The 19,323-nt window shown below is 62.1% G+C and carries 19 protein-coding genes; 5 read left to right on the forward strand and 14 right to left on the reverse strand.

Annotated features, from left to right (window positions below; translation table 11 throughout):
* Nucleotides 1-7: 7 nt before the first annotated feature.
* Genes FHS54_RS12385 through dapA form a run of 3 tightly spaced genes read right to left on the reverse strand, consistent with a single transcriptional unit; the run spans nt 8 to nt 2,006 of the window.
* Nucleotides 8-601, reverse strand: coding sequence for a DUF2062 domain-containing protein (locus FHS54_RS12385; protein WP_167304104.1), 594 nt, complete (start codon nt 599-601; stop codon nt 8-10).
* Nucleotides 601-1,083, reverse strand: coding sequence for an SsrA-binding protein SmpB (gene smpB, locus FHS54_RS12390; RefSeq protein ID WP_167304105.1), 483 nt, complete (start codon nt 1,081-1,083; stop codon nt 601-603). Before smpB ends, FHS54_RS12385 begins: the two co-directional genes overlap by 1 nt.
* Nucleotides 1,084-1,127: 44 nt before the next feature.
* Nucleotides 1,128-2,006 (reverse strand): 4-hydroxy-tetrahydrodipicolinate synthase, encoded by an 879-nt coding sequence (gene dapA, locus FHS54_RS12395; protein WP_167304106.1) that lies wholly within the window; start codon nt 2,004-2,006, stop codon nt 1,128-1,130.
* A gap of 116 nt (nt 2,007-2,122) precedes the next feature.
* Here dapA and FHS54_RS12400 point away from each other — a divergent pair, with 116 nt between their 5' ends.
* Entirely contained in the window at nt 2,123-4,201 is a 2,079-nt protein-coding gene (locus tag FHS54_RS12400; RefSeq protein ID WP_425057318.1) for a lytic transglycosylase domain-containing protein, read from the forward strand.
* Between the two features lie 88 nt (nt 4,202-4,289).
* On the forward strand, nt 4,290-4,775 hold the full coding sequence (gene greB, locus FHS54_RS12405) for a transcription elongation factor GreB (protein WP_167304107.1): 486 nt from the start codon (nt 4,290-4,292) through the stop codon (nt 4,773-4,775).
* A gap of 30 nt (nt 4,776-4,805) precedes the next feature.
* Here greB and FHS54_RS12410 read toward each other — a convergent pair whose 3' ends face one another.
* The 4 genes from FHS54_RS12410 to aspS form a co-directional block, all read right to left on the reverse strand.
* Nucleotides 4,806-4,991 carry a hypothetical protein gene (locus FHS54_RS12410; RefSeq protein ID WP_167304108.1) on the reverse strand — a complete coding sequence of 62 codons (186 nt, stop codon included), beginning with the start codon at nt 4,989-4,991 and terminating at the stop codon, nt 4,806-4,808.
* A 71-nt stretch (nt 4,992-5,062) separates the two neighbouring features.
* A complete protein-coding gene (locus tag FHS54_RS12415) occupies nt 5,063-6,394 on the reverse strand; it encodes a methyl-accepting chemotaxis protein (RefSeq protein ID WP_167304109.1) in 1,332 nt (443 codons plus the stop codon).
* 83 nt (nt 6,395-6,477) lie between these two features.
* Nucleotides 6,478-7,260: a polyphosphate kinase 2 family protein gene (locus FHS54_RS12420; RefSeq protein WP_167304110.1), complete on the reverse strand. Its 783-nt coding sequence runs from the start codon at nt 7,258-7,260 to the stop codon at nt 6,478-6,480.
* A 91-nt stretch (nt 7,261-7,351) separates the two neighbouring features.
* Nucleotides 7,352-9,136 (reverse strand): aspartate--tRNA ligase, encoded by a 1,785-nt coding sequence (aspS, locus tag FHS54_RS12425; RefSeq protein ID WP_167304111.1) that lies wholly within the window; start codon nt 9,134-9,136, stop codon nt 7,352-7,354.
* Nucleotides 9,137-9,264: 128 nt separating this feature from the next.
* Here aspS and rnd point away from each other — a divergent pair, with 128 nt between their 5' ends.
* Both rnd and FHS54_RS12435 read left to right on the forward strand, forming a co-directional pair.
* The gene (gene rnd, locus FHS54_RS12430; protein WP_167304472.1) at nt 9,265-10,443 is read left to right on the forward strand and encodes a ribonuclease D; all 1,179 of its coding nucleotides are present in this window, start codon (nt 9,265-9,267) and stop codon (nt 10,441-10,443) included.
* The gene (locus FHS54_RS12435) at nt 10,440-10,739 is read left to right on the forward strand and encodes an I78 family peptidase inhibitor (RefSeq protein WP_167304112.1); all 300 of its coding nucleotides are present in this window, start codon (nt 10,440-10,442) and stop codon (nt 10,737-10,739) included. Before rnd ends, FHS54_RS12435 begins: the two co-directional genes overlap by 4 nt.
* Nucleotides 10,740-10,809: 70 nt before the next feature.
* On the opposite strand, the gene FHS54_RS12440 is transcribed toward FHS54_RS12435, so the two are convergent.
* From FHS54_RS12440 to lepA, 3 genes are all read right to left on the reverse strand, one after another.
* Nucleotides 10,810-11,508 carry a hypothetical protein gene (locus FHS54_RS12440; protein WP_425057313.1) on the reverse strand — a complete coding sequence of 233 codons (699 nt, stop codon included), beginning with the start codon at nt 11,506-11,508 and terminating at the stop codon, nt 10,810-10,812.
* Nucleotides 11,509-11,658: 150 nt separating this feature from the next.
* The gene (locus tag FHS54_RS12445) at nt 11,659-12,045 is read right to left on the reverse strand and encodes a PH domain-containing protein (protein WP_167304113.1); all 387 of its coding nucleotides are present in this window, start codon (nt 12,043-12,045) and stop codon (nt 11,659-11,661) included.
* A 96-nt stretch (nt 12,046-12,141) separates the two neighbouring features.
* Nucleotides 12,142-13,950, reverse strand: a complete 1,809-nt coding sequence (gene lepA, locus FHS54_RS12450) for a translation elongation factor 4 (RefSeq protein ID WP_167304114.1) — start codon at nt 13,948-13,950, stop codon at nt 12,142-12,144.
* Between the two features lie 186 nt (nt 13,951-14,136).
* On the opposite strand from lepA, the gene FHS54_RS12455 reads away from it, so the two are divergent.
* Nucleotides 14,137-14,907 carry a CsgG/HfaB family protein gene (locus tag FHS54_RS12455; protein ID WP_167304115.1) on the forward strand — a complete coding sequence of 257 codons (771 nt, stop codon included), beginning with the start codon at nt 14,137-14,139 and terminating at the stop codon, nt 14,905-14,907.
* A gap of 54 nt (nt 14,908-14,961) precedes the next feature.
* On the opposite strand, the gene FHS54_RS12460 is transcribed toward FHS54_RS12455, so the two are convergent.
* The 4 genes from FHS54_RS12460 to rplO all read right to left on the reverse strand — a co-directional run bounded on the left by FHS54_RS12460 (nt 14,962) and on the right by rplO (nt 19,245).
* Nucleotides 14,962-16,008 (reverse strand): acyltransferase family protein, encoded by a 1,047-nt coding sequence (locus FHS54_RS12460; RefSeq protein ID WP_167304116.1) that lies wholly within the window; start codon nt 16,006-16,008, stop codon nt 14,962-14,964.
* 368 nt (nt 16,009-16,376) lie between these two features.
* Nucleotides 16,377-17,033 carry an adenylate kinase gene (locus tag FHS54_RS12465; RefSeq protein ID WP_167304117.1) on the reverse strand — a complete coding sequence of 219 codons (657 nt, stop codon included), beginning with the start codon at nt 17,031-17,033 and terminating at the stop codon, nt 16,377-16,379.
* A 43-nt stretch (nt 17,034-17,076) separates the two neighbouring features.
* Nucleotides 17,077-18,441: a preprotein translocase subunit SecY gene (gene secY / locus FHS54_RS12470; protein WP_167304118.1), complete on the reverse strand. Its 1,365-nt coding sequence runs from the start codon at nt 18,439-18,441 to the stop codon at nt 17,077-17,079.
* Between the two features lie 279 nt (nt 18,442-18,720).
* On the reverse strand, nt 18,721-19,245 hold the full coding sequence (gene rplO, locus FHS54_RS12475; RefSeq protein ID WP_167304119.1) for a 50S ribosomal protein L15: 525 nt from the start codon (nt 19,243-19,245) through the stop codon (nt 18,721-18,723).
* Nucleotides 19,246-19,323 lie beyond the last annotated feature (78 nt).

The raw sequence follows: 19,323 nt of genomic DNA on the forward strand, positions 1-19,323 counted from the left end.
CCAACGGTCAGACGCGGGCGATTTCTTCCAATGCGCTGCTTTCGGGTGACTTGCCAATCCTCAATTTGCGCGCATGCCATTTACGGCCCATGCGATGCCGCCAAATCCAGTCCGCCAGGAAATAACCGACGACCGCGAAAGCGATGGAGATAAGGGCAAGGCCAAACAGCATCGCAGGCGCGGCTTCGGAAAGAAGCCAGGCCATCCATTGGCGGATGGTTGCATGGTCGTTGACCAACGCCATAAAGCCCGATGCATCGGCGGTCCGCCCCAGCATCCAGTTGCCGATATAGACCGACGCCATCAGGAACAGCGGCGTCGTCGCGGGGTTGGACAGGAATGTCATGGCGGCGGCGAGCGGAATATTAGCGCGAAAGGGAAGGGCCAGCAGAGCCGCCCCTGCAATCTGGATACCGGGGATCAGCAGGAAGATACCGACCAGCAGGCCCAGCGCCACGCCGCGCGGCACCGATCGGCGGGTAAAGCGCCACAAGGAGGGTTCGAGCACCCGATGCGCAACCGGCGCAATAAAACGGTTACCCTCCAGCGATTCGCGCGTCGGCGCATTGGCATGCCACCAGCGAGTGAAGCGATTGCTCATCAGCGATGTTCTTTCAGGATGCGCTGCTGATCACGCTTCCAATCGCGTTCTTTTATCGTTTCACGCTTGTCATGGGTCTTCTTGCCCTTGGCCAGCGCCAGTTCGACCTTCGCCCTGCCCCGGCTGTTGAAATAGATGCTCAAGGGGACCAGCGTCATGCCCTTGCGCTCCACCGCGCCATGCATGCGCGCGATCTCCCGCTCATGCAGCAGCAGCTTGCGGGGCCGTTTGGGTTCGTGATTATAACGGTTGCCGTGGCTGAATTCGGGGATGTTGCTGTTGACCAGCCACACCTGCTCACCCTTCACCTCGGCATAGCTTTCCGCGATATTGCCCTCGCCGAAACGGAGCGACTTCACCTCGGTCCCTTGCAGGGCGATGCCCGCTTCGAACACATCCTCAAGGAAATATTCGAAACGTGCGCGCCGGTTTTCGGCGACGATCTTCTTCTTGTCGAAGGCTTCGGGACGGGGGCGGGCCATATCGGATTAACTAACTCACTTCACCATATAGTGCCGCTGCGCGGTCAGACCAGACCGGCGATCTCCAGCGCGCGGTCGACCGCAGCGCGGCTTGCTTCCGACGGCCAGGTAATCGGCAGGCGGACATCGCCTGACATGTCGGACCGCACCCGGGTAAGTGCATATTTGATCGGCCCCGGTGAAGAATCGCTGAACAACGCATCATGCAGCGGATAAAGACGATCCTGCAGCGCCAATGCACCAGTCCAATCGCCCGCCGCGCAGGCCGCCTGGAACTGGGCGCACAGGCGCGGGGCGACATTCGCCGTGACGGAGATGCAGCCCGTGCCCCCCATGGCGTTGAATCCCAGCGCGGTTTCGTCATTGCCGGACAGTTGGCAGAAGTCCGGCCCGCAAGCGAGGCGCTGCGCGGTGACCCGCCCCAGATTTCCGGTGGCGTCCTTGATCCCGACTATGCTCTGATATTCCTCGGCCAGCCGGTGGATGACCGGCACGGAAATGTCGGTAATGGTGCGGCTGGGCACATTATAGAGCAGGATCGGCAGGTCGCACCGCTGGGCCAGATAGGCGAAATGCTGGTACACGCCATCCTGATTGGGCTTGTTATAATAAGGCGCGACGACCAGCGCCGCGTCCGCGCCCGCCGCCTGCGCCGCATACATATGTTCCAGCGCGATCCTGGTATCATTCGATCCGCAGCCCGCGATGACCGGCACGCGCCCCGCCGCCTGGTCCACGCAGATGGCGATGACGCGATTATGCTCATCCACCGTCATGGTCGCGCTTTCGCCGGTGGTGCCGCACGGAACCAGCGCGCTGCTGCCTTCGTCGATCTGCCAGTCGACGAGCGCGCGAAAGGCTGCTTCGTCCACCGTTCCGTCGCGAAAAGGCGTGACCAGCGCCGGAATCGACCCGGAAAACATGCATAAACTCCTTCAATTCGCCGGGATTCCGGGGCACTATGTCGAGATAAGGCCGACGCCGCGCTATAGCGCGTCATTCAGAGCCTGATAAGGTTGGAATTGCGATGATGTCCACTATGCTGTCGACTCGCCTTCCTGAAACTGCATTGGTACGTATCCCTTTGATTGCTTTCCTTCTTTTCGCCGTCGGTGCCAGCGCGCAGACCGACACGCCCGCATCTTCGGGTCAACCGGCCTATCCAAGCGGTGCAGTCGTCCAGCCGCTTCCCCAATCGACCGCGCCAAAGCCGTGGAATGAAGTCAGTGGCCGAGTCGGCGTGGCCACCGATTCCTCCGTCGCGGCGATCATCAGCCAGTGGCGCGCGTTGCAGCAAAGCGATGGCCTGGGCTTTTCTACCTATGCCAACTTCATCATGGCCAATCCGGGCTGGCCCGGTGAGGACCGGATGCGCAGGCTGGCGGAAACCGGCATCAATCCCAACAGCTACGAACCCCGGCAGGTCGCGGCTTTCTTCGCCCGCTTCCCTGCGCGTACCGCCGTTGGCCATGCCCGCAACGCGCTGGCGCTGATGCAGACCGGTCGGATGAACGAGGCGCGGGTCGCCGCGCGCAACGCCTGGATCGGAGGGTCGCTGGCCCCGGATGACGAGGTGCGACTGCTGTCGCTGTTCGGTTCCGGCTGGACCAGCGCCGAACATGACCAGCGCGCCGACATATTGTTGTGGGCCAACGACATGGCGGGCGCTCAGCGCATGCTCACCTATGTCTCGCCGACACACCGCGCGGTCTATGAAGCGCGCATCGCGTTCCGCCAGAAAGCTCCCGACGCCGCCATGCGGATGCAGGCCGCCGAAGCCGTTGGCGCCACCGACGCGGGATTCGTGGCGGACAAGGCCACATGGCTACTCAACACCGGCAACTGGATCGCCGGGCGACAACATCTCGCCAATCGGCCTGCGCTCAGCTTCCGTCCCGGCAATGCGGAAAAATGGTATGAAGTGCTGCTGACCCATGCGCGGGCGGCAGCCAATGACAGCCAGTGGAGCTTTGCCTACGGGATCGCGAGCAAGGTGGACGACGCCTATGCGCCCGGCACCGATGTCAGCGGTCGCCCGATCGGCGAACGCGACGATTATACCAGCCTCGCCTGGCTGGCTGGCACGACCGCCTTCTATAATCTGAACCGCCCCGCCGACGCCGCCGCTATGTTCCGCCGCTATGCCACGGCGGCGCGGTCGCCCCAGACCCAGTCGAAAGGCTATTATTGGGCCGGACGCGCTGCACTGGCGGCGGGCGACACGGCCAACGCAAACAGCTATTTCGGGCAGGCGTCCGTCTTTCCCGATCAGTTTTACGGCCAACTCGCGCTTGAGCGGCTGGGGCGTCCGGTGCCCGCGCCTGCCCAGGTCGAACGCGGCGTTGAGCTGTCAGCGGCAGACCGTGCGGCGTTCAACAACCGGTCGGTGGTGCGCGCCGTCAGGGCGCTGGGACAGATGGGCTATTGGGAAGACCAGAGCAAATTTGCCCGCGCCATCGCGAACAATGCCGACAGCGACAGCGACCATTATCTGGCTGCCGAACTCGCGAAAAGCATTGGGCGGCCTGACATGGGCGTGATGGTCGGACGCCGCGCGGTGTCGAGCGGCCTTACCGGCTATGGCGAAAGCGCCTTTCCACGCGTTCCCGTTCCCCCTTCGGCCCAATATAACTGGACCATGGTTCACGCCATCGCCCGGCAGGAAAGCCAGTTCGACCGCGCCGCCATCAGCCATGCGGGCGCGCGCGGCCTGATGCAGTTGATGCCGGGCACCGCGCGCGAACAGGCGGGCAAGCTGGGCCTGGGGTATAATGCCGGGTCGCTGACCACAGACACTAGTTACAACATCATGCTGGGGTCATCCTATTTCCAACGGATGCTCGACTATTATGGCGGCAGCCATCCGCTGGCGGTCGCGGCCTATAATGCCGGACCGGGCAATGTGAACCGGTGGATCAGGGCCAATGGCGACCCCCGCCTACCAGGCGCGGACATGCTGCGCTGGATCGAACAGATCCCCATTTTCGAAACGCGCAACTATGTCCAACGCGTGCTGGAAAATGCAGTCGTCTATGACGCGATGAACCCTGAACGCGCGCGTTTCCGGGGATCGAATACGCCCCTGTCCAAATATCTGGGCAAGCAGACGCCGGGCTGAACTGGTGCAGCGGACGCAGAGCTGGTCCTCTGCGTCCGCCGTGCGAACCAAATTGCGCACGGCGCGTCCCGGCGGATAAAGAGAAATAATGAACCCCGCCCACCCCAATTACATCACCCCTGAAGGCTTTGCGAAGCTGCGCGCGGAATATGACCAACTGCTAGGCGTCGAGCGCCCGCGCGTGGTCGAGATTGTCAGCTGGGCGGCAGGCAATGGCGATCGCAGTGAAAATGGCGACTATCTCTATGGACGCAAAAGGATGCGCGAGATTGACGGCCAGCTGCGTCGCCTGTCGAAGAAGATGAAGGACGCCAAGGTCGTCGACCCGCGTCAGCAGCCCGACAAGGACAAGGTGTATTTCGGCGCCACCGTCACCATCGCGGACGATGATGACCAGCATCGCACCGTCACAATCCTGGGCAATGACGAAGCGGATGCCGGCGCTGGGCGGATCGGGTGGGGATCACCCATCGCCCGCGCGTTGCGCGGGGCGGCGATTGGCGACCTGCGCCGCGTCATCCTGCCAGCGGGCGAGAAGGAATATGAGGTGATTGCGATCCGCTACCCGGAGTAATCTGAACTCCCTTCCCGTTCGGGCCGAGCCCTAGTCATGGGGCCGCAGCGCCTGGTTAAGGCTGTTCAACACCTCACCAATCGGCTCTGTCACAGTGACGCTGCGCCCTTCGCCAAAGCGGATGCGCGTGCCTTCATTGACGGACGATACGAAAGTTACCTGCGCAGCGTTGATGGCGGTTTCGGTACGATCGGCGCCTACGAACATGACGAGCATGCGGTCCTCTCCCTTATCTATGGAAAGCCAGACTAGCCGCATTTGCGCCGCGCGCCAGCACGATTTACGTTTCAGGCGGCCTGGATCGCGCGGATGAATATGCTTGCCCGTGTATCCAGTCGACGCGTTTCGTCCGCCAAGCGGCGAGCGGTGCTGCCCATCGCGCGCGCGCCGTCCGCCGCAGCGGTCGCGCTGCCGCTGATCTCGCTCGCCCGTGAACGGATATGGTCGCTGGATGCGCCTGCTTCGGCCACACTGGCCGTTATCGTCCGACTGAAAGCGCCATGCCGCGCGACCGCATCGAAAACCGACGCCGCCAGCCGGTCGGCCGTAGCGATTGCGGCATCCATATGTGCATGGCCCGCCGCGACGTTGCCGACGCTTTGCCGAATATGGCCGATGCGCCCCGCAATTTGCGCTGCCGCCTCACGCGTTTGCGCGGCCAAGGCCTTGACCTCGCGCGCCACGACCGCAAAGCCCTGCCCCGCTTCGCCCGCTCGCGCCGCCTCGATCCCGGCGTTCAGCGCCAATGTCGTCGTTGCCCTGGCAATCCCGTCGATGACTGCTGTGATTTCACCGATGCCGTCCGCTTCGACGATCAGCGCCCGGCTATCCGCCGACGCAAGCCGCGCCTGCTCAACCGCTGCGTGCAAGGCCTTGCCCGCCTCGCGCACCTCTTCCTCGACCGAGAGGAACAGCTGTCCCAAATCCCTTCCCGATGCAGCGATTCCCGACAGGGTGTCCGCCGTCTGCGCCGCCGCTATCGCCATGCCCGCTGCCGCCTGGCTGTTGGCCGCAGCCTGTTCCGCCGCTTCGACCGAAAAGCCGGACAGCATATCCGCCACCCGCACCAGTTCGCCCGTCAGCGCCTCTATGTCACGGCGGAAGGTGGCGCTTTCGCCGGTGATCCGCTCCAGCCGCGACGCCCGCTCTACCGCCAGCCGTGCATCCCGCTCCGCCGTCAGCCCCAGCAGAAGCGGACCGCCCACAACCCCGGCGTAACGCCCACGCTCGACAATGATCAGGCCCTCGCAGGACGCGCCCTGCGCCGCGTAGATATCGATCAGCGCCTCGACGCTGGCGCTGCGGTCCACCACGGGGCAGCGCCGGACATGATCGTCCAGTCGGCCACCGAAACTGGGATTGCGCAGCAGCGCGTGACCAAACGGATTGAACAATATGCGCCGCATGTCCCATTCGTAAATGGCACCCGCTGGCCGGTCCTGCGCGTCCAGCACCGGCAAAAGGCGTAGATGCGGGTCATGCTGGAAATGATCCACCGCCTCACTAAGCGGCTGGCCCAGCCGGATGGTGGGCGCGGACGCCATCAGGTGCAGTCCGCTGGTCGCCTCTTCACAGGGCGGATTATCGTTCAGGCGGTCGGGAGCCGTAAGTATGTGCATGAGCGCGGGTTAACGCGAAAATGGTAAACGCCAAGTTAGGTTTCTGTGACACTTCTATGACAAAGCATTGTTTTCAATCACTTTTATGAAGGATGATAACCAAAGGCCTGTTGCGCCAGCTTGACGACTTCCGGGTCGGCTTCGGGAAAGTCCATCGGCACCAGCTTTTCCAACGTCTTGGCAACATGCTTCATCGCGGCGATCCGGCCCGCCTTGCGGTGATTATTGTCGATGACCTGCCAGGGCGCATATTTGCTGTCGGTTTTGGCGAACATGTCTTTCAATGCGTCGAGATAGTCCGCCCGCCGCGCGCGGTTGCGGTAGTCGTCCACGCCCGTTTTCCACCGTTTCCAGGGCGTGTCGAGCCGCTGCGCCAGTTGTTCGTCCTGCGTTTCCTGGGTGATGTGGACGAACAGCTTTACGATATTCGTGCCCGCATCGGCCTGCTGCTGTTCAAAGGCGTTGATTTCGTCATAGGCGCGCTTCCATTCCGCCTTGGAGCAAAAGCCTTCCACCCGTTCCACCAGCACCCGGCCATACCAGCTGCGGTCGAACACCGCGATGTTGCGGCCTGCGGGCAGGCGGGTCCAGAAGCGCCACAGGAAATGATGGTCGCATTCTTCCGCTGACGGGGCGGCGATCGGCCAGACGCGATAATAGCGCGGGTCCCATTGCGCGGTCATCCGCTTGATGATGCCGCCCTTCCCCGCCGCGTCCCACCCTTCGAACAGGATGACGGATCGCCGGTTATGGATGACATGCGCGACCTGAATCTTCGCCAGCCGCTCCTGCAGCTTGTCGAGTTCGGCTTCATAGTCGCCCTTGTAGGGCGCGCCCTTTTCATAGTCGGCAAGGTCGATGGACATTGGGCCGCACCCTTCTCCGTTCGGGCTGAGCCCTTCACCTTAGAGAAAAGTGCAGCCTTTCGACAAGCTCAGGCCGAACGGAGACGGATCGTCAAGCCTTCGCCTGCGGCTCCACCACGCGGACGTGCAGTTCGCGCAGTTGCTTGAACTCCGCCGCGCTCGGCGCGCCCATCAGCAAGTCTTCGGCGCGCTGGTTCATCGGGAACAGCGTGATTTCGCGCAGATTCTGCGCGCCGCACAGCAGCATCACGATGCGGTCGACGCCAGCGGCCATGCCGCCATGCGGAGGTGCGCCATATTGGAATGCGCGGTAGAGGCCGCCGAAACGATCTTCCACATCCTGCTGCGACAGGCCGACCTTCTCAAACGCCTTGACCATCAGTTCGGGCGACTGGTTACGAATGGAGCCGGACGCGATTTCATAGCCGTTGCAGACCATGTCATATTGATAGGCGTTGATCGTCAGCGGGTCCTGATTGTTCAGCGCGTCCAGCCCGCCCTGCGGCATGGAGAAGGGGTTGTGCGCAAAGTCGATCGACTTCGATTCCTCGTCATATTCATAGAAGGGGAAATCGACGATCCAGCAGAGTTCGAACCGGTTCTGGTCGATCAGGTCCAGTTGCTCACCCACGCGGATGCGCGCGAGGCCAGCGAGCTTCGCCGCCTGTGATTCCTTGCCCGCCGCGAAGAACACGCCGTCATTGGGACCAAGGCCCAACGCCTCGATCAGCTTGGCCGTGCGTTCTTCGCCATGATTTTTGGCGATGGGGCCGCCAGGCACGCCGTCCTTGATGTTGATATAGCCAAGGCCCGAATAGCCCTCGCCGCGCGCCCAATTGTTCATGTCGTCGAAAAATTTGCGGCTGCCCGCACCAGCCCCCGGCGCGGGGATCGCGCGGATGACGCTGCCGCTGTCCACCAGCGAAGCGAAGATACCGAAACCGGATTCGACGAAATGTTCGGTCACATCGGAAATGAGGATCGGGTTGCGCAGATCCGGCTTGTCGGAGCCATATTTCAGCATCGCTTCGGCATGGGGAATGCGCGGGAAGCTGCCCGCAGGCGTCACCGGCTTGCCATCGGCGAACTGCTCGAACACTTGAGCGATTACCGGCTCCATCGTGTTCCAGACGTCTTCCTGCGTGACGAAGCTCATTTCCAGGTCAAGCTGGTAGAATTCGCCCGGCAAGCGGTCAGCACGCGGATCTTCGTCACGGAAGCAGGGCGCAATCTGGAAATAGCGGTCGAAGCCTGCGACCATCAGCAACTGCTTATATTGCTGCGGCGCCTGCGGCAGGGCGTAGAATTTTCCCGCATGGATGCGGCTGGGCACCAGAAAGTCGCGCGCGCCTTCCGGGCTGCTCGCGGTCAGGATCGGCGTCGAATATTCGGTAAAGCCGATCCCTTCCATGCGGCGGCGCATGTCCGAGATGATCTTCGTGCGCTTGACGATGTTCGCGTGCAGCGTTTCACGCCGCAGGTCGAGGAAGCGGTAGCGCAGGCGGATGTCTTCGGGATATTCCTGCTCGCCCGCTACCGGTAGCGGCAATTCAGCGGCGATCGATTGCACCGTCACGCTGTCGGCCACAACCTCGATCGTGCCGGTCGCCATTTTGGGGTTCGTCGCTTCGGGACCACGCGCCACGACCGTGCCGTCGATGGTCACCACTGATTCGAGGCGCAGGGCCTCCAGCGCCCTCAGCGGTTCGCTGTCCGCCTTCGCGACGATCTGGGTGATGCCATAATGATCGCGCAGGTCGATGAACAACACGCCGCCATGATCGCGCTTGCGGTGGATCCAGCCCGACAGGCGGACAGTCGCGCCGACATCACCTTCACGAAGGGCGCCGCAGGTGTGGGTGCGATAGGCATGCATGGCGGTTTGTATCTTTCAGCTTCGTTTTACGGAAATGACAAAGTGCCGCGGCCCCGCTATGGGCGGTCTTGTCAAGCATTGACGAGCCCGTGAGCGACGGGCCAGCCCATAATAAGATCGAAGACCATATGCAAATCCATCCGCTGATCACCGACAGCAAAACACTTGCCTCATTCTGCGCCCGTATCGCCAAATCGCCCTACATCGCGGTCGATACCGAATTCATGCGCGAAAACAGCTATTGGCCCGACCTGTGCCTGGTCCAGGTGGCCGACAGCAATGAAGCCGCCGCCATCGATCCGAAAGCGCCCGGCCTTGACCTGACCCCCCTGCTCGACCTGATGGTCGATAATGAAGATGTGCTGAAGGTCTTTCATGCCGGCGGGCAGGATTTGGAGATCATCTACAACCTGACCGGACGCACCCCCCACCCGATGTTCGACACCCAAATCGCCGCCATGGCGCTGGGGCTGGGCGAACAGATCGGCTATGGCAATCTGGTCGATGCGTGGCTGGGCGTGCAACTGGACAAGGGCGCGCGCTTCACCGACTGGGGCCGCCGTCCGCTCGACAAGCGGCAGATCGACTATGCGATCGGCGACGTCACCTACCTCATCCAGATTTTCCCGATGATGCTGGAAGAACTGCGCAAGACTGGCCGGGGCGACTGGCTGGACCAGGAAATGGAGCGCGTCTGCGACCCGTCCAACTATGTGAACGAACCGCAGGACGCGTGGCAGCGCGTCCGCATCGCCAGCCGCAAGGCCGATGTGCTCGGTCGCCTGAAGGCGCTGGCCGCCTGGCGCGAGATCGAAGCACAGGACAAGAATCTGCCGCGTGGCCGCATCGTCAAGGATGAAACGCTGGCCGACATCGCCAGCCATCCGCCGCGCGCGCAGGAAGACCTTGGCAAGGTGCGCGGCCTGTCCGCGACCTGGAAGACCAACGACATCGGCGCACGCCTGATGGCCGCGCTCGGCAGTCACAAGCCGCTCGACAAGGAAGAGATGCCCGAACGCGATCCCAAGCGACCGGGCCTGGGCAAGGATGGCGCACTGGTCGCGGATTTGCTCAAGCTGCTGCTCAAGATCCGTTCGCGCGACATCAACGTCGCCGCCCGCCTGCTGGCCCGGTCCGACGATATCGACGCGCTCGCCGCGGGCGTACGCGAAGGCCTGTCGATCCTGGAAGGCTGGCGCTATGAACAATTCGGTCGCGACGCCGTTGACCTGGTGGAAGGCCGCCTGGCCTTTGCGGTAAAGGGCGGACGGCTCAAGATGACGCGCACCGAAGAGGCACATCCATGATACGAACAGCGGCGCTCATCCCCCTCGCCCTGCTGGCCGCCTGTGCCGGTGCTGGCGGCGAAGGGCCCGCAACGATGCCCGCCACGGTCGAAGGCCCCTGCCGCAACGAAGGACTTGATCGCTTCATCGGCCAGACCGCGAATGAGGCGGTCGGCGCTCAGCTGTTGCAGACGTCGAAGGCGCGCACCCTACGCTGGGGCGCGCCCGGCATGGCCATGACTATGGACTTCCGCCCAGACCGGCTGACGGTAAGCTATGACGAGAAGATGGTGATCATCTCGGCGCGGTGCGGATAGCTCCCTCATCCTCCCCATGTTGCACGGGGAGGATTATCCGACCGCCCGCCGTTGCTCCAGGCTGGCCAAGTCAGCACTCCAGCCCGACCAACGCGCCAGCCCCAATCCGATCGACAGAGCGCTTTCCATCGATCTCCAGCCAGTCCGGCGTGACCTCCAGTCGGCGTCCGCGGATGGTCGTGCGCAGATGTTCTACCGCAATGCGGTTGCGCGCAACGATGCGCAGAATGGCCAGCCCATCGCCCCGTCCGGCAGTAATGCTGTATCGATCGCCGCGCAGCAGGAAATGCCAGCTGCCATTGGGGGGCAGCCATTCATTGCCGTCGATCACCTGCACCGGCGCGCCGTCCGGGTCCCCCATGCGCAGGCTGATGCGGGTCGCGCCCTGACTGCGGCACGGTGGTGCGAACATCATGATCGGCTCTCCGTCCAGCACCAGCGGAATGGGCGTGTCGCGCAACAGCCGCGTGCCGCCGATGATCAACATCGGCAATTCAGAGGAAAAGGGCAGGCGGTCGCGCGCGAAATGGCGCTGGCGGACGACCGGGTTGGTGTGAAATCCATGCACCTGAGAGGCTGTCAGCCGCCCGTCCTCCACCAGTCCGTGGCAGGTCGGGCAAAGCAGCGTCGCGTCGGCAGCGTCGGGCAGCAGGAGATAGCGATAGATGGTGACGCCGCACCGGACGCAGGCATAGCCGCATGATTGACGCACTTCGTCCCGCTGCTGCGCGGTCAGGTCGGGTAGCGAAAGCATCACTGGCAGCGCCATGGAAAGACAACCTTTTGCACCGCCCTTCACGTCATTGCGAAGCGGCGTTACCCCGTGGCGTCCTTTCCCGGAAACCGAGCCTCCTAAGGGCCCGTCACTGTCCTATCGTTCAAATAAATTGGCGTGAGGTCAAGAGGGCGAGGTTGAAAGTCACCGTTGCGGCAGCAGATCAAGGTTGCGAGATGCCGCGATGTTACGGATTCGGCCGGGACGCGGCATGGATTTAATCGCGATTTCAGCGACATCCCCCGCGCTGAAAAGCTCCACATTGCCGACGTCGAAGATGCGCTGACCGAAAGTCTGGGTGATGCGCACGCTGCGGATGCTGGACAGCGCAATTTCCGTCCGCTGTTTCGACAGCAGGCCTCGCTCCATCAGGACCTCGCGATCCGACAGCGCCAACCGCTCACCCTTGGTGCGCAGCCACCAGATGCCGATCGCCAGCAGGCCGACGACCGATATCAGCAGCAGCAGGAACAGGAACGGATGCGCCCGGAACATTGCGGGATGTTCATCATATAGCCAGGCGTCGCTCACATCATTCGTCCCGTCAAGAAAAGGCCGCCGGACATCATCATGGAAGGCCTGCCTGCGTCAATCCTTGCAAGGGTGCACCCGCCTGCCTTGAAGGCGCTAGCTTTCGTCACCCATGCGCAGGGCAGCGATGAAGGCTTCCTGCGGAATCTGGACGCTGCCATATTCGCGCATCCGCTTCTTGCCTTCCTTCTGCTTGTCGAGCAGCTTCTTCTTGCGGCTGATGTCGCCGCCATAGCATTTGGCGGTCACGTCCTTGCGCATCGCCGCGATCGTTTCACGCGCGATCACTTTGCCGCCGATCGCCGCCTGAATCGGGATCTTGAACAAATGGCGAGGGATCAGGTCCTTCAACCGCTCGCACATGCCGCGCCCGCGTGATTCGGCGGTGCCGCGATGGACGATCATGGACAACGCGTCGACCGGTTCGCTGTTGACCATGATGCTCATCTTGACCAGATCGCCTTCGCGATAACCAATCTGATGATAGTCGAAGCTGGCATAGCCCCGGCTGATCGATTTCAGGCGGTCGTAAAAGTCAAACACCACTTCGTTGAGCGGCAGTTCATAGGTCACCTGCGCGCGGCCGCCGACATAGGTCAGGTTCTTTTGAATGCCGCGCCGGTCCTGACACAGTTTCAGGATCGACCCCAGATATTCGTCGGGGCAATAGATGATCGCTTCGATCCACGGCTCCTCAATCTCATCAATCTTGGTGGGATCGGGCATGTCGGCGGGGTTGTGCAGCTCGATCTCACCCGCGCCATAGGTCAGCTGGATCTTGTAGACCACCGACGGCGCGGTGGTGATGAGGTCCAGGTCATATTCGCGCGTCAGCCGTTCCTGGATGATTTCCAGATGCAACAGCCCCAGGAAACCGCAGCGAAAGCCGAAACCCAATGCCGCGCTGCTTTCCATTTCGAAGCTGAAGCTGGCGTCGTTCAGCCGCAGCTTGCTGATCGAATCGCGCAGCTTGTCGAAGTCGTTGGCATCGACCGGGAACAGGCCGCAGAACACCACCGGCTGCACTTCCTTGAAGCCCGGCAGCGGCTTGGTCGCGGGGTTCTTGACCGTAGTGATGGTGTCGCCGACGCGCGTCTGGCTAATGTCCTTGATCTGCGCGGTGATGAAGCCGATTTCGCCGGGACCGAGTTCGGGCAGCTGCTCGATCTTGGGCCGCATGCAACCCACGCGGTCGATCAGATGCTCGGTGCCGCCGATCATGAATTTGATATTCTGGCCCTTCTTGATGACCCCGTTCATCACGCGCACCAGGATGACGACGCCCAGATAGGGGTCGTACCAGCTGTCGACCAGCATCGCTTCCAACGGGGCGTCGCGATCCCCCTTTGGCGGCGGGATCTTCTTGACGATGGCTTCCAATATATCGTCGATGCCGATGCCCGACTTGGCGCTGGCCAGCACCGCTTCGGACGCATCCAGGCCGATCACTTCCTCGATTTCTGCGCGGACCTTTTCCGGTTCGGCGGCGGGCAGGTCGATCTTGTTGAGGACCGGCACGATTTCATGGTCATGTTCGATCGACTGGTAGACGTTGGCCAGCGTCTGCGCTTCCACGCCCTGCGCTGCGTCCACGACCAGCAGCGCGCCCTCGCACGCGGCCAGGCTGCGACTCACCTCATAGGCGAAATCGACATGGCCCGGCGTGTCCATCAGGTTCAGCTCATAGGTCTCACCATTTTTCGCGACATAGTCGAGGCGCACGGTCTGCGCCTTGATGGTGATCCCCCGCTCCTTTTCGATATCCATATTGTCGAGCACCTGGGCCGACATTTCCCGATCGGTCAGCCCACCGGTGCGCTGGATCAGGCGATCGGCCAATGTCGACTTGCCATGGTCGATATGGGCGATGATCGAAAAGTTGCGGATGTGGGAAAGGTCGGTCATGGACCGCGCCGATAGCAGCCATTTGCAGGCCTGTCAGCAGACTCGCGCATGTGGACGTCGCGGCAATGGCGGATGTCCACTTAAGGCTCGCTTGAACCGACACACTGTTGTGCTAGAGCTTGACGCGGTAATAGGGTCGCTACGAAGCAGAACTGTTTCCAACTATTTTCCAGGGGGTGCATAATCATGCGCATGTTCACATCGTTCATCGCCGCCGCAGCCGTTTTGGCCGCCACGGCGTCTCCGGCGATCGCCGCCGAAAAGGGCTCTTCCGCCCGTCAGCAGCAGGCCAAGAAAACCGCCGAAATCCCGCGCTGCACGAAGCGGCTGGGCACGGTCGCTATCGTGGAACCCGACACGCAGTGGTGGCGTGAATTGAATCTGGGCAGCCCCGAAGCGATACTGAAGGTTTTCATCCAGCAGTCGGGCTGTTTCGGCCTGGTCAATCGCGGTCGCGCGATGGCCAACCGCAACATGGAACGCGCGATGGCGGACTCCGGTGAGCTTCAGGCCGGATCAAATCTGGGCCGTGGCCAGGTGAAGGCGGCGGATTACTTCCTGCAGCCTGACATCGTGTCGTCGAACAAGAATAGCGGCGGCAATGCATTTGGCGGCATGATCGGCGGCCTGCTGGGTGGCCGGACGCTGGGCGCTCTGGCTGGCGGCATTTCGATCAAGAAGAGCGAGGCGAACGTCACGCTGTCGATCGTCAACGCGCGGACCACCGAAGAAGAAGCGCTGACCGAAGGCTATTCGCGCAAGTCGGACCTGAGCTTTGGCGGCGGTGGCGGTGCTGGCTGGTGGGGCGGTTTCGCCGCAGCTGGTGGCGGCGGCTATCAGAATACAGAGATCGGGCAGGTCATCGTGCTCGCCTATCTCGACGCTTATACAAAGCTGGTGACGCAGTTGGGTGGATTGCCCGCCAACGCTGCGGCGGCTGCTCCCCGCGCGCAGTAACGCAACAGGCTTTTCATGAAAGGGGCGTTGCCGTCTTTGCGGCAGCGCCCTTTTTCATGCCTGGCTGGGGGCGGGTCCCTCCACCCGCGCTGCTTGGGCGACGCGCCGCTTCTTCCACCAGGCCAGGATCGCTTCTCCCGCAGGGCGTTCGACCAGGCGGTTGATGGCCGTGCCCAGCGTCAACGCCACCAGAAACGCCGCGAAAAATCCGATCCATGGACTCCACCCCGCCTCTGCCATCTTCAACATCACGACAAAGCCGACATGCTGATGGATCAGGTAGAATGAATAGCTGATGCCACCCAGCCACAGCAGCGGGCGGATCGCGATGAAATGCAGCCGCCCGGCGATGAGCGCGGCGAATGCAGCCAGCAGCACGCACGCCATCATGGCGACGTCCCAGCTTTCCATCGTCACCACCGACAACAGCGCCAGCGCGGCATAGGGGGCCTGCTGCCGCCAGCTGCGCTGCCCCGACCAAACCCGATAGGACAGCATGCCGATGATGAAGAAGGGTATGTAACGCAGCACCAGCAGCATCACGACGCGTTCGGGCATGTCAGGCCATAGCGCAAATATCCATCGCACGATCAGCCACAGCGCAAGGACAGGCTCCAGACGGCGCAGTCCAGCCCACCACCACAACGCGATCATGCAGGCGTAGAAGGCAATTTCCACGGTCAGCGTCCAATAGGCCCCATCGACTTCCGGGATGAACGCGAAACCCTGCAACATGGTGAAATTGGCCAGTATCGCCGCTGGCCCGATCAGCAGTTGCGTCGCGCTGGCCAGATATTCAATCGACAATGTCAGCAGCATGGCCGCAAGATAGGCCGGGTAGAGCCGCGCGAAGCGGTTGATCAGAAAGTCCCGCACACCAGAGATCCGATCCAGCGTGAAGAAGATCGCAAAGCCCGAAATGGTGAAGAACAGCAGCACACGATAATTCCCGCCGGGAAAGCTGAACGGCACATGCGCCGCCTGGGGGAAGAGTTCGTGGAACCGTGTCGAATAATGAAAGGTCAGGACGCACAGCGCGCCAAGTCCCCTCAGGGCGTCAAGCTCCGTTAACCGGGTTCGCGATGGCGTTGGTTCACTCACGGTTGCGTTATAGCAATGAAATAGCAACGCTTCCGTTAAGATCGTGGTTAAGGCCCGGCGTTAACCTTCATTTGCAAATCGGCGTTCGGTGGGGCGCCGCGAGCTTGCCGCGCGAAGCCTCGCGGCTAACCCTCGTTCACCCTTCCCGCAAGCGGGAGGGGGTCAGGGGGTGGGTGCGAGCGGAGCGAGCCTCCTGCTATGCCGTTGGAGAAACCCTCAGACTTTGCGCTAGCCCACCCCTAACTCCTCCCGCCTGCGGGAGGGGAACAGGTCCCACCATTTCAAGCCCGAGGATGCGCGCTCCTGTACACATCCAGCAGGTGCGCCGTACCTGGACATCCACCTGAATGAAGCAGGGGGAAGCCGGTTCAGGCGTCGGCACCATCCAGAATGGTAGAAATTGCGACCGTCACTTCGTCCATATCGGCCATGCCATCGACGCGCGAGACGATGTTGCGAGCCTCGTAGATGGGCAGGATCGGCGCGGTCTTGGCGCGATATTCCGCCATGCGGGTGCGCACCGTTTCCTCATTATCGTCGGGCCGACGCTTGAATTCATGACCACCACATTTGTCGCAGGTGTCCGCGACCTTGGTGGTCTTGAACATGTCGTGATAACCCTCGCCACAGCTGGCGCAGGTGAAACGACCAGTGATACGCTCGACGAGAGCGTCCTCGTCCACGTCCAACTCGATCACATGGTCCAGTGTGCGGCCTCGATCGGCGAGAATGGTATCGAGCGAATGGGCCTGGGCCTGCGTCCGGGGATAGCCGTCGAAGATGACCCCGGTTTCAGCGGCCATGCCGTCCAGCGCTTCGCCGATGATGCCAGACACGATCTCGTCGGATACCAGTTCGCCAGCTTCCATCACTGCCTTGGCCTTGAGGCCAATCGGCGTCTGCGCCTTGACCGCAGCGCGCAGCATGTCGCCGGTCGACAGCTGCACCATGCCGCGATTGTCGACCAGGCGGCTGGCCTGGGTCCCCTTGCCAGCGCCCGGAGGGCCGAGCAGAATGATATTCATGCGCGCATTCTCCCCAATTGTGCGCTTCGCATCGCCGCGCAATTTAGCGCAGGCGTCCTTTCAACTTAGCCTTCTTGATCAGGTCGCCATATTGATGCGCCAGCAGATGGCTTTGAATCTGCGTGACCGTATCCACCGTCACATTGACGACGATCAACAGGCTGGTGCCGCCCAGGTAGAAAGGAATGCCCGCACGCGCGATGGCAAATTCCGGCACCAGGCAGATCAGCGCCAGATAGGCCGCGCCGATCACGGTGATCCTGGTCAGCACATAGTCGAGATAATTCTCGGTGTTCTTGCCCGGACGGATGCCGGGAATGAAGCCGCCATTGCGCTTGAGGTTGTCCGCCGTTTCTTCCGGATTGAACACGACTGCCGTGTAGAAGAAGCAGAAGAATACGATGCCAAGGCCATATAGCGCCATATAGACCGGACTGCCATGCGACAGATACTGGTTCAGCGTCAGGACGAAGTCGCCGAGGCGGCTTTCGCCCGCCACCATGTTACCCGCGAATTGCGAAATGGTGAGCGGCATCAGCAGCAGCGAGCTGGCGAAGATCGGCGGGATGACGCCTGCGGTGTTGACCTTGAGCGGCAGATGGCTGCGGTCGGCCTGCATGATGCCCTGGCGCGTCTGGCGCTTGGGATATTGGATCAACACCCGGCGCTGCGCCCGCTCCATGAAGCAGATCAGCAGGATGAGGCCAGCGGCCATGATGAGGATCAACATGATCAGCAGGCCGGAGATCGACCCTTCGCTACCGGACTTGAAGAGGTTGCTGAGCGTCACGGGCAGCTGCGCCACGATGCCGGCCATGATGATGAGGCTGACGCCGTTGCCGATCCCGCGTGACGTGATCTGTTCACCCAGCCACATCAGGAACATGGTCCCGCCGATCAGCGAGATCACTGCCGCGACCCGGAACAGATAGCCCGGATCGACCACAGCCTGCACGCCCGACTGCGCGCCGAAGCTTTCAAGGCCGACGGCGATGAAATAGCCCTGGACCGCAGTCAGGCCCACCGTGCCGTAGCGGGTATATTGGTTCAGCTTCTTGCGCCCGCTTTCGCCTTCCTTCTTGATCGCGGCGAGTTGCGGCGAGAGGGATGCGGCCAGTTGCACCACGATCGACGCCGTGATGTAAGGCATTACGCCCAGCGCGATCAGGCTCATGCGCGAAAGCGAACCGCCCGAAAAGGTGTTGAAGATGTCGAGGATTCCGCCGCTCGTCTGTTGATACAGTTGCGACAGCGCCGTCGGATCGACGCCCGGGAGCGGCACGAAGCTCAGGAAACGGAACACGATCAGCGCGCCTAGCGTGAACCACAGGCGCTTTTTGAGATCGGTCGCCTGGCTGAACTTAGCCAGGCTGAGATTGGATGCGAGCTGGTCGGCTCTCGATGCCATCTTGGCTGCCCTTCAAAACATCTTGGCGGAGTGTCGCTCCCGCCTGAATCGCTAACCCCTTAGCGAGGTCATGGGACGCTGTCGAACCGGGATTTACCGATGGCGCGACAATGGCGCTCCGTCGTTCCGTCCCCGATCATCCCCGCGCCGTTCGCAACGACCATAGTCATTCGGTTCGATCGGGAAAGGGAAATCAGGTCAGCTGCAAAAGCCCGAAACACATAGCCCCGCCAGCCCATATCGGGCAGCGGGGCCATGCTTGCAAGCATAGTGCGCTGATCAGGCCTTCTTGGCGGCCTTGGCAGTGCCCTTCTTGGCGGCAGCCTTTTCGGCGGCAGGCACGACGGCGATCACTTCGACCTTGCCACCGGCCTTTTCCACCGCTGCAACCGCACCCTGCGACGCACCGGCGACCAGCAGGCTGACCTTTGCGGTCAGTTCGCCCTTGCCCAGCAGGCGCACGCCGTCCTTGCCACCGCGGGCAAGCGCAGCAGCCTTCAGGGCGGCATGATCGATGGTGGCGTTGGCATCCAGCTTGCCTGTGTCAATCGCCTTCTGCACCGCGCCCAGGTTCACGACCGCGTAATCCTTGGCGAAGATGTTGTTGAAGCCGCGCTTCGGGATGCGCATGTGCAGCGGCATCTGGCCGCCTTCGAAACCATTGATGCTGACGCCCGAACGCGCTTTCGCACCCTTCTGGCCGCGGCCAGCGGTCTTGCCCTTGCCAGAGCCGATACCACGGCCGACACGCATCCGGCTCTTACGGGCGCCGGCATTGTCCTTGAGTTCGTTAAGCTTCGTCATTGTGCACTCGCTTTCGCTATGTTCGCGCGAGGCATGATTGCTCTTCGAGCAACCATGCCGAAGTCCCTGCGCAGGCTG

It is taken from the genome of Sphingobium vermicomposti (assembly GCF_011762025.1).
Classification (GTDB): Bacteria; Pseudomonadota; Alphaproteobacteria; order Sphingomonadales; family Sphingomonadaceae; genus Sphingobium; species Sphingobium vermicomposti.

Coding starts and splice junctions, on each gene's coding strand:
- FHS54_RS12385 (WP_167304104.1), bottom strand. CDS start 601: ATGAGCAATCGCTTCACTCGCTGGTGGCATGCCAATGCGCCGACGCGC.
- smpB (WP_167304105.1), bottom strand. CDS start 1,083: ATGGCCCGCCCCCGTCCCGAAGCCTTCGACAAGAAGAAGATCGTCGCC.
- dapA (WP_167304106.1), bottom strand. CDS start 2,006: ATGTTTTCCGGGTCGATTCCGGCGCTGGTCACGCCTTTTCGCGACGGA.
- FHS54_RS12400 (WP_425057318.1), top strand. CDS start 2,123: ATGCTGTCGACTCGCCTTCCTGAAACTGCATTGGTACGTATCCCTTTG.
- greB (WP_167304107.1), top strand. CDS start 4,290: ATGAACCCCGCCCACCCCAATTACATCACCCCTGAAGGCTTTGCGAAG.
- FHS54_RS12410 (WP_167304108.1), bottom strand. CDS start 4,991: ATGCTCGTCATGTTCGTAGGCGCCGATCGTACCGAAACCGCCATCAAC.
- FHS54_RS12415 (WP_167304109.1), bottom strand. CDS start 6,394: ATGCACATACTTACGGCTCCCGACCGCCTGAACGATAATCCGCCCTGT.
- FHS54_RS12420 (WP_167304110.1), bottom strand. CDS start 7,260: ATGTCCATCGACCTTGCCGACTATGAAAAGGGCGCGCCCTACAAGGGC.
- aspS (WP_167304111.1), bottom strand. CDS start 9,136: ATGCATGCCTATCGCACCCACACCTGCGGCGCCCTTCGTGAAGGTGAT.
- rnd (WP_167304472.1), top strand. CDS start 9,265: ATGCAAATCCATCCGCTGATCACCGACAGCAAAACACTTGCCTCATTC.
- FHS54_RS12435 (WP_167304112.1), top strand. CDS start 10,440: ATGATACGAACAGCGGCGCTCATCCCCCTCGCCCTGCTGGCCGCCTGT.
- FHS54_RS12440 (WP_425057313.1), bottom strand. CDS start 11,508: ATGGCGCTGCCAGTGATGCTTTCGCTACCCGACCTGACCGCGCAGCAG.
- lepA (WP_167304114.1), bottom strand. CDS start 13,950: ATGACCGACCTTTCCCACATCCGCAACTTTTCGATCATCGCCCATATC.
- FHS54_RS12455 (WP_167304115.1), top strand. CDS start 14,137: ATGCGCATGTTCACATCGTTCATCGCCGCCGCAGCCGTTTTGGCCGCC.
- FHS54_RS12465 (WP_167304117.1), bottom strand. CDS start 17,033: ATGAATATCATTCTGCTCGGCCCTCCGGGCGCTGGCAAGGGGACCCAG.
- secY (WP_167304118.1), bottom strand. CDS start 18,441: ATGGCATCGAGAGCCGACCAGCTCGCATCCAATCTCAGCCTGGCTAAG.
- rplO (WP_167304119.1), bottom strand. CDS start 19,245: ATGACGAAGCTTAACGAACTCAAGGACAATGCCGGCGCCCGTAAGAGC.